Source organism: Synechococcus sp. SynAce01, from assembly GCF_001885215.1.
GTDB lineage: Bacteria > Cyanobacteriota > Cyanobacteriia > PCC-6307 > Cyanobiaceae > Regnicoccus > Regnicoccus frigidus.
Map to the genome: position 1 here is coordinate 2,398,220 of NZ_CP018091.1, position 15,326 is coordinate 2,413,545.

Here is a 15,326-nt window from a genome sequence, read left to right on the forward strand (position 1 = left end):
GCCTTCCCGCTCCTGCCCGTCTTCGAGCCCCTGGGCCCGGCGCGCTTCCGCCCTGGTCTGTGGCGCCCAGCTACTGATCACGCTTTGGCTTGGCCTCCATCCGGTTGAGGAGTTACGACGCGCCTGGTTGCCCCAGCTTGGTCTGGAGTTCCATCTCGGCCTTGATGGCCTCAGCTTGCCGCTGGTGGGTCTCACCGCCCTGATCACCCTGCTGTCGGTGGCGGAAAGCTCCCCTGAAGAACCCCGCGGTCGCCTCTTGTATGGACTGCTTCTGGCCGCCGATTTCGGCCTCACCGGTGCCTTTCTGGCCCGCAACGCCCTGCTGTTCGTGCTGGCCTTCGAGATCACCTTGATCCCCACCACCTTGTTGCTGGCGATCTGGGGAGGGGAGCGCCGCGCCACAGCCGCGATCCGTTATCTGATGTATGGGGCCGTTTCCGGTGTAGCCCTGCTCGCGGGTGTGCTCGCCCTGGGCCTGCTTAACACCAACGGCTTCAGCTTTGCCTACGACGATCTGGCCCAGGTGAGCCTGCCGCCGGGCTCCCAGCGCTGGATCATGGGCCTGCTGCTGCTGGCCTTCGGCCTGAAGATGCCGGTTCTGCCCCTGCACGGCTGGCAGCCGCTGGCCTACAGCCAGGCCTCCACACCGGTGGCGATGCAGCTCAGCGGGGTGGTCTCCAAGCTCGGGGCCTATGGCCTGCTGCGTTTTGCCGTCGGGATGATGGGCGACACCTGGGCCGCCTGGGCCCCGGCCATCGCCGTGCTGGGCATGGTGTCGGCGCTGTACGGCGCCCTCAATGCCATTGCCCAGACCGACATGCGCCGCCTGGTGGCCTACAGCTCCCTGGGCCATATGGGCCTGCTGATGCTGGCCATCTCCGCCGCCTCACCACTCAGCCTGCAGGGGGCCATGGCCCAGATCCTGGCCCACGGCCTGATCACCTCGCTGCTGTTCTGTCTGGTGGGCATGATCGAGACCCGCACCGGCACCACCGAAATCGCGGGCCTCTCCGGACTGCTCAACCCTTGCCGGGGGCTGCCTTTCACCAGCGGCCTGTTCCTGTTGGCCCTGATGGCTTCAGCCGGGGTGCCTGGCCAGGCCGGTTTTGTGGCTGAAATGGTGATCTACCAGGGCAGCTTCACCCTCTACCCGATCCCCACCCTCGGCTGCCTGCTGGCTTCCGGTCTCACTGCGGTTTATGCCGTGCGGCTGTTCAATCGGGTGGGCTTCGGTCGGCTCGACAACGCCTTGGCGGATTACAGCCGAACCAGCTGGCAGGAGCGGGTACCGGCCCTGAGCCTGTCGATGCTGGTGATCGTTGCCGGCCTCTGGCCGAACCTCCTGCTGGGCTGGAGCGAGGGCGCCACGGCCTCGCTGGCCCTGACCCATCCATCCCCATCGGTGTTGGTGGCTGCCCTGCCGTCCGCCGCCGTTCCCCAAGCCGCCGCCCTCCTGGAGCTTTCCTGACATGACGGTCCTCACCAGCTCTGCCAAGGCCCTGCCCCCCTCCACCCATCCCTTCGCCGAGGTGGTGGAACGCCTTGAGGCCGGCGGCTCGATGTTGCCGGACACCCCCGAGAACCTGATGCAGATCATCGGCATCTACAAGGCCTACGCCGTGCCGATGGATTTTTACTGGCGCGATCTGCTCTACATCGCTGAGCAGGTGTTCCTCAACCCCCTGCCGGCCTTCAAATACTTCCCCAGCCAGGAGTATCTCGATCGCCCCAATTCCTATCAGGGGGATCAGGCCGAGCTGCGCATCTGGCGCGGTGAGGCCGGGGCCCACCCTGAGCTGCTGGAGTTCATGGAGAAAGGCGAAATCGGCAAGCTGCCGAAGCTGCTCCATCACCTCTGGCATGACCGGATCAACATGGAGTTCGCCGAGGCCTGCATGGATGCCATGCTTTGGCACCAGGGCATGGGCGGCCGCTTCAACGACTATCTCGACAGTGAGGTGTACAGGCAGAACGCCGACAAGGCGATCAAGGCCTACTTCAAGGGCAACCCCCTGATGCTTGGCCTCTACAAACTGTTTCCGGAGATGCTGCTGGAGCAGGTCAAGAAGCTGTCCTATGTGGCGAACCTGGGCCTGTTCTGGGAGGTGATGGCGCCGGTCTTCTTCGAGATGAGCGACATCTACGACGAGGGCGGTTTTTCGGGTGTTCCCGCCGCGATGGACTTCCTGGTGAACGGCATCTTCGCGGTGGCTGGCCGGCCGATCTACCACCAAGTGTTCATCCGTGGCGAGTGCTTCGAGATCATTCCCAAATCAGAAGGCTTCACCTGGCTCTACGAGGCGGCACTCCCCTATGTGGAGGCGGTGTTCTACCGCACGGCACCATTCCGCGGCACCAAGAGCTACAACGCCCAGGCTGGCCAGGTGCCCTCCGAGCAGTCCGAATTTCACTACGGCATCCTCTATGCCGATGTGTTTCCTGTGGGCTCAGCGGGGATACCGCCCACCTTGCTGATGCAGGACATGCTGCATTTTCTGCCGCCCTACCTCACCGAGCTTTACCTACAGCACAAGCGCGGCGAGGACGACATCCTGGTGCAGCTGGGTATCACCTTCCAGCGCTCCATGTACAACGTAACCTCGGCGGTGATCCAGGCCCTGCGGGCCGCCTTGCTGTTCCCGCTCGACGATCCCGATCCTGAGCACCTCAAGGCGAATCGTGCCTTCTTCGAATCCCAGATGGACCGCTTCATCCGTCCCGAAGCGCGCCTCAGGGATGTGCAAACCGAACATTACCGCTAGAGATTGTCCCCATGGCCAACATCATCGAAACCGCCAAGGGCGCCGGCCTCTTCTCCACCTTGCTCACAGCCGTGGAAGTGGCCGGTCTCACCGGTGCCCTCGAGAGTCCTGGACCGTTCACGGTGTTTGCTCCGGTGGACGACGCCTTCGCCGCCCTGCCTCCCGGCACCGTGCAGACCCTGGTGCAGAACCCACCCCAGCTGGCTCGCATCCTCAAATTCCATGTGATCTCCGGCGCCTACAGCCGCAGCGATCTGGTGGATCAGCCCAGCTGGGAGAGCCTGGAGGGGGCCATGATCCCGATCCGTTGCGCCGAGCCCTTTGAAGTCAAGAACACCTCAGTGCTCTCCGCCGACATTGTCTGTGACAACGGCATCGTGCACGTGATCAACCGGGTGATGCTGCCGGGCTGAAATGGGCTAGGCCTGGCTGAATCCCAGGCCAGAGCAGCACCGAAGAAAGAGGTATTGATCGGCTTGGAGGTGTTGGCCACAGAGAAGGGAACGGCCGTACCACTTCATCCTGTGGCTGTGCAGTCGATCGCTGCGGCCAACTGCTTGACGTCTGGGGCCGTCGGAGCAGAACCCCGACGGCCGTGCGAATCAGATGGCAGAGGGGCCCGATTCCGAGGTGCGGATGCGCACCACGCTTTCGACAGGCAGCACAAAGATCTTGCCGTCGCCGATTTCTCCGGTGCGCGATGCGCTGATGGCGGAGATGACGGCATCCACCTTCTCGTCATCGACGACCACCTCGACCTTCACTTTGGTGATGAATTCAACGGTGAATTCGGTTCCTCGGTAGGTCTCCACCTGACCCTTCTGCCGACCGAAGCCACGCACATCGGTGATGGTCATGCCAATGATCCCGGCTTCGACCAAGGCGGTCTTGACATCGTCAATCTTGGCGGGCCGGATGATCGCTTCAACCTTTTTCATAACGGAAAACGAGGGCTCTGAGGATGGGCTGGATGAAGGTACAGGAGGAGTGAATCGCCCCTGAAACCAGATGCCAGCTGAGCTTGAGGCCCGGTGTCCAGACGCTGTGTAGCCGTTGTGACCAACAGCTGCTCCGGCAGGCTGTTTAGAGAATCTGGGCCAGGAACTGGCGGCTGCGCTCGTGCTGGGGGTTGGTGAAAAAGGTGCTTGGCGGAGCCTCCTCGACAATCCGCCCTTCTGACATCAGCACCACGCGGTGGGCCACCTCCCGGGCGAAGCCCATCTCGTGGGTGACCACCACCATCGTCATGCCATCGGCGGCCAGGCCCTTCATCACCTCCAGCACTTCCCCGACCATTTCGGGGTCAAGGGCGCTGGTGGGCTCATCGAACAGCAGGATGCGTGGCTCCATGCAGAGGGAGCGGGCAATCGCCACCCGCTGCTGCTGCCCGCCGGAGAGCTGGCCTGGATACTTGCTGGCCTGCTCGGCGATGCCGACGCGCTCCAGCAGGGCGGTGGCCTGCCGCTCCACTTCGCTGCGGCGTCGTTTGCGCACCAGCACCGGCGCTAGGCAGAGGTTCTGCAGCACGGTGAGATGGGGAAACAGGTTGAACTGCTGGAAGACCATGCCGGTTTCGCAGCGGATCAGATCGATGTTGCGCAGGTCGTTGGAGAGGGCGGTGCCGTCGATCGTGATCGATCCTTCCTGAAACTCTTCGAGGGCATTGAAGGTGCGGATGAAGGTGCTTTTTCCCGAGCCCGATGGCCCCATGATCACCACCACCTCGCCGCGCCTGACCCGCAGGTCGACCCCGCGCAGGGCATGAAAACCGTTGGGATACCGCTTCTGAACGCCGATCGCCTCGATCATCCAGGGCCCCGTCGCCGCTGGAGCCTGCGCTGAGCTGATGGAGGGGGTGGTCATGGCTCAGGCAGGCGAATGGGTGGGGTCGAGGCGGCGTTCCAGGGCCCGGCTGCCGAGCCCCAGGGCGGCGCAGCAGCACCAGAACAGCACCGCCAGGGTGAGGTACACCTCGGCGGTGAGGCCCAGGAAGTCTGGGTTGGCCATCACGGTACGGGCGGTGCCGAGCAGTTCGAGCAGGCCGATCAGGGAAAGCAGCGTGGTGTCCTGCAACAGGGAGATGAACTGCCCCACCGTGGCCGGCAGGGCGATACGCAGGGCCTGGGGCAACACCACCTGCTGTAAGGCCTGGGGCACTGTCAGGCCCAGGGAGCGAGCGGCCTCCTGCTGGCCGGCGGGTACGGAGGCCAGCCCGGCCCTCACCGCTTCAGCCACGTAGGCGCCGCAGAAGAAGGTGAGCACCCAGGCCGCCCGCCAGACCCGATCCGGTGCCAGGCCGCCGGGCAGCATGAAACCAAGGATGTTCTGGCCGAGGAACAGCAGGGTGATCAGCGGGGCACCCCGGACGAATTCGATGTAGACCACCGAGCCCCAGCGCAGCAGGGGCAGCTCGCTGCGTCGTCCCAGGGCCATCAAGACACCAAGCGGAAAACTTGCGAGGATCGCGAAGCTGGCCATCAGCACCGTGAGCAGCAGGCCTCCCCATTCCGAAGGCGGCACCCGCACCAGGCCCAGGCCGCCGCTGATCAGGGCCATGCCCAGCAGATAGAGCAGCGGCCAGATCAGGGGAACCAGTTTCAGCAGGCGTGGCGGCAGGCGCCGGCCCCAGCGGCCTGCCGACCAGCGGATGGCAAGCAGCAGGGCTGTGATCAGCCACCAGCGGGCCTGCAGCGGCACACTGAGCCCAAGGGCGGCGGGGGCCCAGCTGGCCAGAAACGCCAGCAGGGCAAGGGCGATCCGGTCGTTGAGCGGCCAGAGCACGCCGCTACGGTCCGCCCTGGGAATGGCGCGCAGCAGGCCCCAGCTGAGGCCGGAGGCCATGGCCAGCAAGGCCACTAGCAGCCACAGCCGCCATTGCTGATCGAGCGGGTAGCGCCCAACGGCGAACAGGGTGCTGTTGGCCTGGATCACCACCCACTGCGCCTGCAGGAAGGCCCAGCGCAGCAGACCCAGCAACGACGCCCCGATCAGGGCCAGCAGGCCAAGGCTGATCAGCCCGTCGGTGCGGCTGGCGAACAACTCGCGGCGGATGGCCTTCAGCGCGGGGTGGGAGGCCATCAGCGCTCGCGGATTTGAACAAGCTGGTTCAGGCCGTTCATCACAGCGGAGATCAGCAGATCGATCACCAGGTAGGCCCCCAGCAGCAGCAGGAACACCTCCAGTGCCCGGCCGGTCTGGTTGAGGGTGGTTTCAGCCACGGAATAGAGGTCGGCGTAGCCGACGGCCACCGCCAGGGCGGAGTTCTTGGCCAGAGAAATGTACTGGCTATTGAGGCCGGGAATGATCACCGGCAGGGCCTGGGGCAACACCACCGAGCGCATGCTCTGGCTCCAGTGCAGTCCCAGGGAAGTGGCGGCTTCCCACTGGCCGCGGGGCACAGCGGCGATGCCGCCACGCACCACTTCGGCCACGAAGGCACCGGTGTAGGTGATCAGGCCGGTGAGCAGGGCGGCGAACTCGACCGAGAAACGCCAGGGAGCTTGCCAGATCCCATTCACCAGTTGCGGCCCCTGCCAGGACCAGCCCTCGGCGAACCAGGCCAGATAGAGCCCCGACTTGGCCAGCACCACCCCAGGAATTTGCAAGGCCTCGGTGCCGTTGCCGAAGGAGAGGAACACCACGAAATACCAGAACAGGAGCTGGAGCAACAGGGGGATGTTGCGAATCACCTCCACGTAGATCCGCCCCAGACGGCGCACAAGGCCGTTGCCGCTGTAAGCCGTCATGCCAACGGCCGTGCCCAGCAGCGTGGCTCCAACCAGCCCAACCACGATCGCCCTCAGACTGTTCACCAAGCCCACCACCAGGGCCCGCCAGTAGGGCATGGCAGCGTCGAATGGGATCAGGCTTTCGGCCACATCAAAGCTGGCCGGTTGACCCAACCAGCGCCAGCTGAGTAGCAGGCCGGCGGCGGTGAGATTGCGCACCAGGTTGCCCACCAGCAGCGCTATCACCACGAGCATCGCCAGGCCAACCACTCCCTGCACCAGCCAGGGGATCACGCGCCGATCCCGCCACCAAGGGATAGGGGGCTTCTGTTCGCTCATCGGGGGATAGGCATCCGGTGTGATCAGCGGAACGGCGGTGAATAGATCAGGCCACCGTCGGTCCATTGCCGGTTTTCGGCACGATCCAGTTTCAGCGCAGAGGCACGGCCCACGTTGCGCTCGAAGATTTCGCCGTAGTTGCCCACGGCAGTGACCGCCTGGACGACGAAGTCGGCCGGCAGACCCAGCTGTTTACCGAAATCGCCTTCCACACCAAGGAAGCGGCGCAGGTCGGCCTGGTTGGTGTTGGCTTTGGCTTCGGCCAGCTTTTCGGCCACGTTCGCCTGGGTGATCCCCAGTTCCTCAGCTTGGAAGAGGGCGTAGACCGTCCAGCGAATCGCATCGGCCCAGGCGGGATCGCCGTTGATGCTGGCGGGGGTGAGCGGTTCCTTGCTCATCACCACAGGGAGGAGCACGTGCTGATCGGGGTCGGGGAAGCCACTGCGCTTGGCCGCGAGCTGGGAGCGGTCGCTGGTGACGGCCACACAGCGTTTGCCCAGGTAGGCGGCATAGGTCTGATCGCCGGTCTGGAATTTCAGGGGGGTGTAGGCGATGCCCTGCTCGCGCATGCGATCGGCCAAGTTGAGCTCGGTGGTGGTGCCGCTCTCGACGCAGATCGGCTTGCCGTCGAGATCCTTGAGGCTGGCGATGCCACTGGCGGCCGGAACCATCATTCCCTGGCCGTCATAGAAGGTTGTTGGACCAAAGCTGATGCCATTCCCACCAGCCGAATCGCGGCTGAGGGTCTTGGTGGTGTTGCGGGCCAGCATGTCCACTTCTCCGCTGGCGAGGGCGGCGAAACGTTCGCTGGAGTTGAGGTCGCGGTATTCCACCTGGCCGGGGTCACCGAAGAGGGCGGCCGCCATGGCCCGGCAGGTGTCGGCATCAAGGCCGCTGTAGGTGCCGTCGGGGCCCAGGAAGCTGAAGCCCGGCAGCTTGCCGTCCACCCCACAAACAAGCTTGCCGCGGCTGCGGATCGTGGCCATCTTCTCGCTCTGGACCCCGCCACCGCCACTGCCCTCGTCGGCGCAGCCGCCCATCACCAGGGCCAGAAGCAGGGGGCTCGCGCTGAGCAGGCGCCGCAGTTGGAGCATGGGTGGATAAGGAGTAGTGGGCGCAGTTTGCCAGTTGGGGGCAAGAGCACAGGTTACAAGCTCGACAGCAACACAACTGGGATAATTCGATGACTTGGCAGCATGCGGTTGTCTTTCAGCGCAAAGCAGCGTCCTGTGGCTGGGCAGGAGCTGGCGACGCGGCACAGCTGGCTCACCCTGGTGAACCACTGGCGATCACGGCTCACCGTTCCACAGTTCACCCTGGTGAGCGGTGTTTTGGTGATCGTCTTCGGCACCATGCTGATGGCGCTGCCGGCTTTCTCCAACGCCAATGTGGGGATCTGGGAAGCCCTGTTCACGGTCACTTCGGCGATCACCGTGACAGGGCTCACGATCGTGAACGTGGGCGAGGACCTCACCTTTGCCGGCCAGCTGCTGCTGCTGCTGTTGATTCTCACCGGCGGCCTGGGGCTGATGGCGATCACCACCTTCCTGCAGGGCTTTGTGCAGGGAGGAACGGGATTGCGTCGTCGCCTCGACCGGGGCCGGACCCTCGATGAATTCGGCGTGGGGGGAGTGGGCAGCACCTTCCACTCGATCCTGATCACGGCCGCCTGGATGGTGGGTCTGGGCACCGTGTTGCTGTTCAGCTATGGCTTTCGCGACATCGCCTCCCCCGGTGAGCGGCTCTGGGCCTCGTTGTTTCACTGCATCAGCGCCTACTGCAACGCCGGCTTCGGCCTCTGGGGCGACAGCCTGGAGGGCTACCGGGGCAATCCGGTGGTGAACGCGGTGATCGCCTTGATGATCGTGGCCGGCGGCATCGGCTACCGGGTCACCAACGACCTCTGGTTGAACCGCTTCAAGGTGAAGCGCATCCGCAGCTTCTGCCTGCACACCCGCCTGGTGCTGCGCTGGTCCCTCGGGCTGGTGGTCTTCGGTGCCCTGGGCCTGCTCTTCACCGAACATGTGACCGGCAGCAGCGGCCTGACTTCGTTGCCGTGGTGGCAGGAAATTCAGGTGGTGATCTTCCAGTCGGTGTCGACCCGGACAGCCGGCTTCAACACCGTGCCGCTCTCGGCGGCGGCGATATCGGAAGCAGGGATGCTGCTGATGATGACCCTGATGTTCATCGGTGCCAGCCCCGGGGGTACCGGCGGTGGCATCAAGACCACCACCTTCGCCGCCCTGGTGGCCGCCACGCGCTCCACGCTGATGGGTCTGGACACGGTGGTGATCCGCCGGCGGGCCATCTCCGACAAGGTGGTGCTGCGGGCCGTGGGAGTCACCCTGGCCTCGCTGTTGTTCGTGCTGTTGATGGCCCTGGTGCTGGGGCTGGACCAGGCCACCAGCGCCGATGGGCACACCTTCACCTTCCTCGACAAACTGTTCACCTGCATCTCGGCCTTCGCCACCGTCGGCCTTGATGTGGGGGTGACGAGCGCCTTGAATCGCTGGGGCCAGCTGGTGTTGATGGTGGGGATGTTCGTCGGTCGGATCGGCATCCTGCTGTTGCTCTCGGCGATTTTCGGCAAACCGGCCTGTCCACGCGTCTCCTACCAGCACGAGGACCTTTACGTCTGAGCTCCCCAGCCATTACCGCTTTCCCCTTCGCTCCGGTCTTCAGTCCTTGGCGCCAGCATCCCCCGATTCCCTGATCCTGCGCCGTCCCGACGACTGGCACGTCCATCTGCGCGATGGCGCCATGCTTCGGGCGGTGGTGGGTGCCACGGCGAGCCAGTTCGCCCGGGCGATCGTGATGCCCAATCTCGTCCCGCCGATCACCACGGCGGCGGCGGCGGCCGCCTACCGGCAACGGATCCTGGCGGCGTTGGCAGCCTCCGGCCATCCCTGCGCCGGCCGCTTCACACCCTTGATGACGGCCTATCTCACCGACAGCATCGATCCAGCCGAACTGGAGCGGGGCTTTGCCGACGGCGTGTTCAGCGCCGCCAAGCTCTATCCCGCCAATGCCACCACCAATTCAGCCGCTGGGGTGAGTGATCCCGAGCGGATCACCCCGGTGCTCGCCACCATGGAGCGGATCGGCATGCCGCTGTTGATTCATGGCGAAGTCAGCGACCTGGACGTCGACATCTTTGATCGCGAGGATGTGTTTCTCGAGCGTCATCTTCAGCCGATGCTGGCGCGGTTCCCGGGCCTGAAGATGGTGCTGGAGCACATCACCACCGCCGATGCCGTGGCCTTTGTGCAGGACGCCGGCCCCCAGCTGGCCGCCACGATCACCCCCCATCACCTGCAGATCAATCGCAACGCCATGTTCCAGGGAGGGCTGCGGCCCCATGCCTATTGCCTGCCGGTGGCCAAACGGGAATTGCACCGGCTGGCCCTGCGCTGGGCGGCCACCTCGGGCAACCCGAAATTTTTTCTCGGCACCGATTCAGCGCCCCACCCCCGCAGTGCCAAGGAATCGGCCTGTGGCTGCGCCGGCATCTTCAATGCCCCCCATGCCCTGGAAAGCTATGCCCAGGTGTTTGAGCAGGAAGGCGCCCTGGATCGTCTCGAAGCCTTCGCTTCGGAGTTCGGCCCCCGCTTCTACGGCCTGACGCCCAACGCGGGCACGGTGGAATTGCGGCGTTTGCCCCTCGATGTGCCCAAGCAGCTCGACCTCGACAACGGCGAGGGGGGCTGCGAACGGCTGGTGCCTTTTCAGGCCGGAGAGACCTTGCCCTGGCGGCTGGTGGTCTCCTGATCCACCGCCACGGGCGGGTGGTTCACCGACAACAGGGCCGCCTGGTCATCACTGAGGCGTCCGGCGGCATGGAGCACCTGGATGATCCGACCGATGCTGAGAACGGGATGACAACGGTATCCAGCCTCAGCGAGTCGCTGAATGCCGCCGCCGCCGTGGTCAATCAGCACCACCACATCATTCACCACCAGTCCGGACGATTCCAGCTTGCTGATCCCATCGAGCACACTGCCACCGGTGATCAGAATGTCGTCGACCACCACCACGCTTTCGCCTTCCTGGAAGTCGCCTTCGATCAGGCGGCGGGCGCCGTGGGCCTTCACCTCCTTGCGGGGATAGATCAAGGGGCTGTGCAGTTGCAGTGACAGCCCCGTGGCCGTGGGCAGGGAGCCATAGGGAATGCCGGCAATGCGATCGAACGTCAGTGGCTCAAGCCGGCCGGCATAGGCATGCAGCACCCGGTGAAACAAGTTCGGATCGGAGATGATCTGGCGCAGATCGATGTAGTAATTGAAGATGGCACCGGAGGCCTGGACGTAGTCGCCGAACAACAGGCAGCCGATATCAAACAGGGCCAGAATGAGCTCATCAAGTGGATCAATCGGCGGCTGGGTCTCGCTCGGCGCCTTTGGTTCGCGGGGCGCGCCCGGTGCCGGTAACCAGATCGAGCAGCGATCGGCGCTGCCCACATCGAGGCGGAGCCGCATCGTTTCGATCTGTTGGCGCAGAGCCGCGGTGCCCTGCTCAATATCCTTTTCCACCAGCAGGTTCTGGGGCAGGGGCAGCAGCAGCCCATCGGCCGAAGAGGTGAGGCCTGCCTTGAGCATCGACTCCAGCCGCTCCTCCTTTCCCCAGAGGCTGCGCAGGATCACGAACCGCTCCGGGGCGCCCTGCCGCACCCGGGCCAGTACCGCCGGATTGCTGGTGCCCACCTCCAGCAGCAGCTGTTCACTTGTGCCCCAGAGTTGGCACTCGCGCACGAACTTGAGGTAGAGCGGGTCGTCTTCGTCGGGATGGTGCTGAAAGATCTTCGAGGCCGCGTTGGAGCTGTGGCAGGTGACCACCACACCCCGCTCCGGGTAGAGCAGAAAGGGCGCCACGATGTCCTGACCCGGCAGCGGCGAGAGGGTGATCGCATCGACCCCGAGCTCGGCGAAGACGTAGTGCGCCAGGGCCGACGACGTGTTCAGGTCACAGTGTTTGGCATCGAGGATCAGGGGCACCGAGAGCGGCACCAGTTCACGCACTTCATGCAGAAGCTCGATGCCGATCGGACCGAGCGCCTGATAGAAGCCCAGGCTCGGTTTATAGGCGCAAACATTTTCAACGGTGGCCTCGATCACCGTCTTGATCCAGCGGCGGGCCTGGGCCAGAAAGGAGCCATTGCCGGGGTTGTGGCGGCTCCAGGTCCGCAGCATCTCCGGGTTGGGATCGAGTCCGGTGATCAGCAGCGACTGGCGGCTGGCCATCGCCTCGGTGAGTTTGACGAAAAAGCTCATGATCTCCGCCAGCATGCCGGCGCTACAGCCACAGCCAGCCTCCTGAACCCTTCGAGCATGGGATGGAGCCTCCGCCCACTGGCCATTGCCTGGAAGCTCCATCATGGTCATGTCGACCGGCCCCACCGCAGGACCTCTTGAACATCAAGTTCTCTTGAACATCAAGTTGCTGAAGCCCGCTCCGCTCAGCCTGCTGCTGGCCATGCTGCTGTTGCCAGCGGCGGGTTGCGCCGCCGCGGAGGAGGCCCGCCAGGCTCCATCTCCTACGCCGCCGCTTCATGGCGGGGGCGGGCTGGGCACCACAGTTCGGCCCAAGGCCCTGGTCACGGGGCTGGAGCACCCCTGGGGGATGGCCTGGTTGCCGGATGGTTCCGTGCTGATCACCGAGCGTCCCGGCCGCCTGCGCCTCGTGCGCGATGGGGTGCTCGATCCAAGGCCGATTTCCGGGGTGCCCGAGGTGCTGGCCCAGGGGCAAGGGGGGCTGCTGGATGTGGCAGTGGATCCCGATTTCGAGCGCAACCGTTTCATTTATCTGAGCTACGCGGCAGGCGAGCGTGGCGCCAACGGCACCCGGGTGGCGCGCGCCCGCTTCAACGGCCAGTCTCTGAGTGATCTGGAGGTGATCTATGCGGTGCCCCAGAACAAGCCCGGAGCCCAGCATTTCGGCTCCCGCCTGCTCTGGCTTCCCGACGGCAGCCTGCTGGTGTCGATCGGCGATGGCGGCAATCCGCCGCTGCAACTCGAAGGTGCGCTGATCCGCCGCCAGGCCCAGAACCGCAGCAGTGCCCTGGGCAAGCTGTTGCGCATCACCCGGGATGGAGCCCCAGCCCGTGGCAATCCCTTTGCCACCGGCCAGGGCGAAGCGCCCAAGGTCTGGAGCTACGGACACCGCAATGTGCAGGGTCTGGCCTTGGACCCGCTCAACGGGCGGGTCTGGGTGAGCGAACACGGCGCCCGCGGCGGCGATGAGCTCAACTTGGTGGAGGCCGGCGCGAACTACGGCTGGCCTGTGGTCACCCATAGCCGCGAGTATTCCGGTCCGCCGATCTCTGCGGCTCAATCAGCACCAGGACTGGTGGATCCACGGCGGGTCTGGACCCCCGCGATTGCCCCCTCCGGTCTGGCGATCGACCGTGGCGATCGGTATCCAGGCTGGAGTGGCAATCTGTTCGCCGGTGGGCTGGTCTCGCGCGATGTGCGCAGGATCAGCCTGCAGGCCGATGGAACGGTGGCGTCTGAGGAGACCATTCCAATCGGGGCGCGGGTCAGGGATGTGCGCCAGGGGCCCGATGGCTATCTCTACGTGCTCACCGATTCGCCAGATGACGGCCAGTTGCTACGCCTGGAGCCGGCCTCTGCCCCGCCGCCCTCTGGCAACCGATGACCGTGGCGGTGGCCCTGGCGATGCTGGAGCGGCATCGTCTATCCAGGCCATTGGGGATTGTTTGGCGGCCACCTGGAAGCCAACGAGACGCCGGAGCAGGCCCTGCGCCTTGAGCTGAAGGAAGAAATCAACGGGGAGATCCAGGAGCTGCCCCTCTGGTTCAGCCACCACGACAGCCAGCGAAGCGCCTATTTCTTCCGCGCGGCCCTGCCGGTGCCCATAGAAGCGCTGGAGCTGCTGGAGGGTCAGGACATGGTGCTCGCTTCGCTCAACGAGATGGCCAGCGGGGCGATCTGCACCCCCAGGCTCGATCAGCCACGTCCCCTGGCCCCCTCGCTGCGCAGGGCCATGCTCGAACTGGAGCTGGAGCAAAGTGGCCTGGCTTCCGCTGGGAATGTCCGCCCTTGGGCTGCTGCAAGCGGTGAGGATTGCTCGGTTTCGTAGTGGACGCGACAGCGCAACTCATCCACTTACGTAACTATAAACAAGCGGAAATGATTCCTAGGGTTCCGATTTCTTCAGCTTCTTTGCTGGTGGAATGTCTGGTCCGAGAGGAACACACTGAAGTGATTCAGTGGCACGGAGGGACAAAAGCCCGGGAGACCGCCATTCTCCAACTCCCTCCGTGCATGACAGACCCTTCGCCCACCGGCGCTTCAGCTTCCGGCACGAGCTCATCAGCCTTCGACCGTCGCCCCGGCACTGAAGGCTCCGAAGCGCTGGAAAAAGAGCGCAAACTTCCCCTCACCGGCTGGCAGCAGGAGGTGGATCAGGGCCTGCAATACGGCCTGGAGGCCGCCGAGAGCATTGTTGATCGGCGCATCTCCACCTTCTCGCGCGGAGAGCTGCCCCACTACGCGGGCATCAACACCTTCATGAAGGCGCCTTACATCGAAGACGTGAACCGCGTCGGCGATTTTGATGTGGCGATTCTGGGCGTGCCCCACGATTCCGGCACCACCTACCGCCCCGGCACCCGCTTCGGGCCCCAGGGCATTCGCCGTATCTCGGCCCTCTACACGCCCTACAACTACGAGATGGGCGTTGACCTGCGCGAGTCGATCAGGCTTTGCGATGTGGGCGACATCTTCACGATTCCCGCCAACAACGAAAAGAGTTTCGATCAGATCTCCAAGGGTGTGGCCCACGTGTTCAGCAGTGGCGCCTTTCCGATCATCCTCGGCGGCGATCACTCGATCGGTTTTCCCACCGTGCGCGGCGTCTGCCGCCATCTGGGCGACAAAAAGGTGGGCATCATCCACTTCGATCGTCATGTCGACACCCAGGAGATCGACCTCGACGAGCGCATGCACACCTGCCCTTGGTTCCATGCCACCAACATGGCCAACGCGCCGGCCGAGAACCTGGTGCAACTGGGCATCGGCGGCTGGCAGGTGCCCCGCGAAGGGGTGAAGGTCTGCCGTGAGCGCGGCACCAACGTGCTCACCGTCACCGACATCTGCGACATGGGCCTGGAGGCGGCTGCCAAGTTCGCGATCGAGCGCGCCACCGACGGCACCGACTGCGTCTACATCTCCTTTGATATCGACTGCATCGACGCCGGTTTCGTGCCTGGTACCGGCTGGCCCGAGCCCGGCGGCCTGCTGCCGCGCGAGGCCCTGAAGTTGCTGGAGCTGATCGTGCGCCATGTGCCGGTCTGCGGCCTCGAGGTGGTGGAGGTGTCGCCCCCTTACGACATCAGCGACATGACCTCACTGATGGCTACCCGGGTGATCTGCGATGTGATGGCCCACCTGGTGGTGAGCGGCCAGCTGCCCAGAAAGGAGAAGCCGTCCTGGCTGCACGATCACTGCAACATGGCCGTCGATCAGAAGTGGAGATAGGG

The 15,326-nt window shown here is 64.6% G+C and carries 14 protein-coding genes and 1 riboswitch; of the genes, 8 read left to right on the forward strand and 6 right to left on the reverse strand.

Annotated elements, in window-relative coordinates; translation table 11 throughout:
* Positions 1-127: 127 nt before the first annotated feature.
* The 3 genes from BM449_RS12455 to BM449_RS12465 are packed head-to-tail and all read left to right on the forward strand — an operon-like array spanning position 128 to position 3,175.
* On the forward strand, positions 128-1,468 hold the full coding sequence (locus BM449_RS12455) for an NADH-quinone oxidoreductase subunit M (RefSeq protein ID WP_233830743.1): 1,341 nt from the start codon (positions 128-130) through the stop codon (positions 1,466-1,468).
* Between the two features lies 1 nt (position 1,469).
* The gene (locus BM449_RS12460; RefSeq protein ID WP_071801488.1) at positions 1,470-2,762 is read left to right on the forward strand and encodes a CO2 hydration protein; all 1,293 of its coding nucleotides are present in this window, start codon (positions 1,470-1,472) and stop codon (positions 2,760-2,762) included.
* An 11-nt stretch (positions 2,763-2,773) separates the two neighbouring features.
* Positions 2,774-3,175, forward strand: coding sequence for a fasciclin domain-containing protein (locus BM449_RS12465; protein WP_071801489.1), 402 nt, complete (start codon positions 2,774-2,776; stop codon positions 3,173-3,175).
* A 189-nt stretch (positions 3,176-3,364) separates the two neighbouring features.
* Here the strand turns inward: BM449_RS12465 and BM449_RS12470 are convergent, their stop codons facing one another.
* From BM449_RS12470 to BM449_RS12490, 5 genes are all read right to left on the reverse strand, one after another.
* Positions 3,365-3,700, reverse strand: coding sequence for a P-II family nitrogen regulator (locus BM449_RS12470; RefSeq protein ID WP_071801490.1), 336 nt, complete (start codon positions 3,698-3,700; stop codon positions 3,365-3,367).
* A gap of 145 nt (positions 3,701-3,845) precedes the next feature.
* The gene (locus BM449_RS12475; protein WP_071801491.1) at positions 3,846-4,625 is read right to left on the reverse strand and encodes an amino acid ABC transporter ATP-binding protein; all 780 of its coding nucleotides are present in this window, start codon (positions 4,623-4,625) and stop codon (positions 3,846-3,848) included.
* Positions 4,626-4,628: 3 nt separating this feature from the next.
* Positions 4,629-5,840, reverse strand: a complete 1,212-nt coding sequence (locus BM449_RS12480; RefSeq protein WP_071801492.1) for an amino acid ABC transporter permease — start codon at positions 5,838-5,840, stop codon at positions 4,629-4,631.
* Entirely contained in the window at positions 5,840-6,829 is a 990-nt protein-coding gene (locus BM449_RS12485) for an ABC transporter permease subunit (RefSeq protein WP_071802267.1), read from the reverse strand. Before BM449_RS12485 ends, BM449_RS12480 begins: the two co-directional genes overlap by 1 nt.
* Positions 6,830-6,852: 23 nt before the next feature.
* Positions 6,853-7,923: an amino acid ABC transporter substrate-binding protein gene (locus BM449_RS12490; protein WP_083544552.1), complete on the reverse strand. Its 1,071-nt coding sequence runs from the start codon at positions 7,921-7,923 to the stop codon at positions 6,853-6,855.
* Between the two features lie 258 nt (positions 7,924-8,181).
* Here BM449_RS12490 and BM449_RS12495 point away from each other — a divergent pair, with 258 nt between their 5' ends.
* Together BM449_RS12495 and pyrC are read left to right on the forward strand one after the other, a co-directional pair.
* On the forward strand, positions 8,182-9,468 hold the full coding sequence (locus BM449_RS12495) for a potassium transporter TrkG (RefSeq protein WP_071802269.1): 1,287 nt from the start codon (positions 8,182-8,184) through the stop codon (positions 9,466-9,468).
* A 46-nt stretch (positions 9,469-9,514) separates the two neighbouring features.
* Positions 9,515-10,597, forward strand: a complete 1,083-nt coding sequence (gene pyrC / locus BM449_RS12500) for a dihydroorotase (RefSeq protein WP_071801493.1) — start codon at positions 9,515-9,517, stop codon at positions 10,595-10,597.
* Here pyrC and BM449_RS12505 read toward each other — a convergent pair.
* Positions 10,555-12,096, reverse strand: a complete 1,542-nt coding sequence (locus BM449_RS12505) for a bifunctional orotidine-5'-phosphate decarboxylase/orotate phosphoribosyltransferase (protein WP_083544675.1) — start codon at positions 12,094-12,096, stop codon at positions 10,555-10,557. The genes pyrC and BM449_RS12505 overlap by 43 nt on opposite strands.
* Positions 12,097-12,199: 103 nt before the next feature.
* Here BM449_RS12505 and BM449_RS12510 point away from each other — a divergent pair, with 103 nt between their 5' ends.
* From BM449_RS12510 to speB, 3 genes are all read left to right on the forward strand, one after another.
* Positions 12,200-13,480, forward strand: coding sequence for a PQQ-dependent sugar dehydrogenase (locus BM449_RS12510; protein WP_233830746.1), 1,281 nt, complete (start codon positions 12,200-12,202; stop codon positions 13,478-13,480).
* A gap of 57 nt (positions 13,481-13,537) precedes the next feature.
* On the forward strand, positions 13,538-13,924 hold the full coding sequence (locus BM449_RS12515) for an NUDIX domain-containing protein (protein ID WP_071801495.1): 387 nt from the start codon (positions 13,538-13,540) through the stop codon (positions 13,922-13,924).
* 46 nt (positions 13,925-13,970) lie between these two features.
* Positions 13,971-14,084: riboswitch (guanidine-I (ykkC/yxkD leader) on the forward strand.
* A 25-nt stretch (positions 14,085-14,109) separates the two neighbouring features.
* The gene (gene speB, locus BM449_RS12520) at positions 14,110-15,324 is read left to right on the forward strand and encodes an agmatinase (protein WP_083544554.1); all 1,215 of its coding nucleotides are present in this window, start codon (positions 14,110-14,112) and stop codon (positions 15,322-15,324) included.
* The last annotated feature ends 2 nt before the right edge of the window (positions 15,325-15,326 follow it).

Excerpts from the sequence above, each read along its gene's own strand:
- BM449_RS12495 (WP_071802269.1), top strand. The coding sequence starts at position 8,182 with ATGCTGATGGCGCTGCCGGCTTTCTCCAACGCCAATGTGGGGATCTGG.
- BM449_RS12475 (WP_071801491.1), bottom strand. The coding sequence starts at position 4,625 with ATGACCACCCCCTCCATCAGCTCAGCGCAGGCTCCAGCGGCGACGGGG.
- BM449_RS12465 (WP_071801489.1), top strand. The coding sequence starts at position 2,774 with ATGGCCAACATCATCGAAACCGCCAAGGGCGCCGGCCTCTTCTCCACC.
- BM449_RS12510 (WP_233830746.1), top strand. The coding sequence starts at position 12,200 with ATGGTCATGTCGACCGGCCCCACCGCAGGACCTCTTGAACATCAAGTT.
- BM449_RS12490 (WP_083544552.1), bottom strand. The coding sequence starts at position 7,923 with ATGCTCCAACTGCGGCGCCTGCTCAGCGCGAGCCCCCTGCTTCTGGCC.
- BM449_RS12460 (WP_071801488.1), top strand. The coding sequence starts at position 1,470 with ATGACGGTCCTCACCAGCTCTGCCAAGGCCCTGCCCCCCTCCACCCAT.
- BM449_RS12505 (WP_083544675.1), bottom strand. The coding sequence starts at position 12,096 with ATGAGCTTTTTCGTCAAACTCACCGAGGCGATGGCCAGCCGCCAGTCG.
- BM449_RS12485 (WP_071802267.1), bottom strand. The coding sequence starts at position 6,829 with ATGAGCGAACAGAAGCCCCCTATCCCTTGGTGGCGGGATCGGCGCGTG.
- speB (WP_083544554.1), top strand. The coding sequence starts at position 14,110 with ATGACAGACCCTTCGCCCACCGGCGCTTCAGCTTCCGGCACGAGCTCA.
- BM449_RS12470 (WP_071801490.1), bottom strand. The coding sequence starts at position 3,700 with ATGAAAAAGGTTGAAGCGATCATCCGGCCCGCCAAGATTGACGATGTC.
- BM449_RS12480 (WP_071801492.1), bottom strand. The coding sequence starts at position 5,840 with ATGGCCTCCCACCCCGCGCTGAAGGCCATCCGCCGCGAGTTGTTCGCC.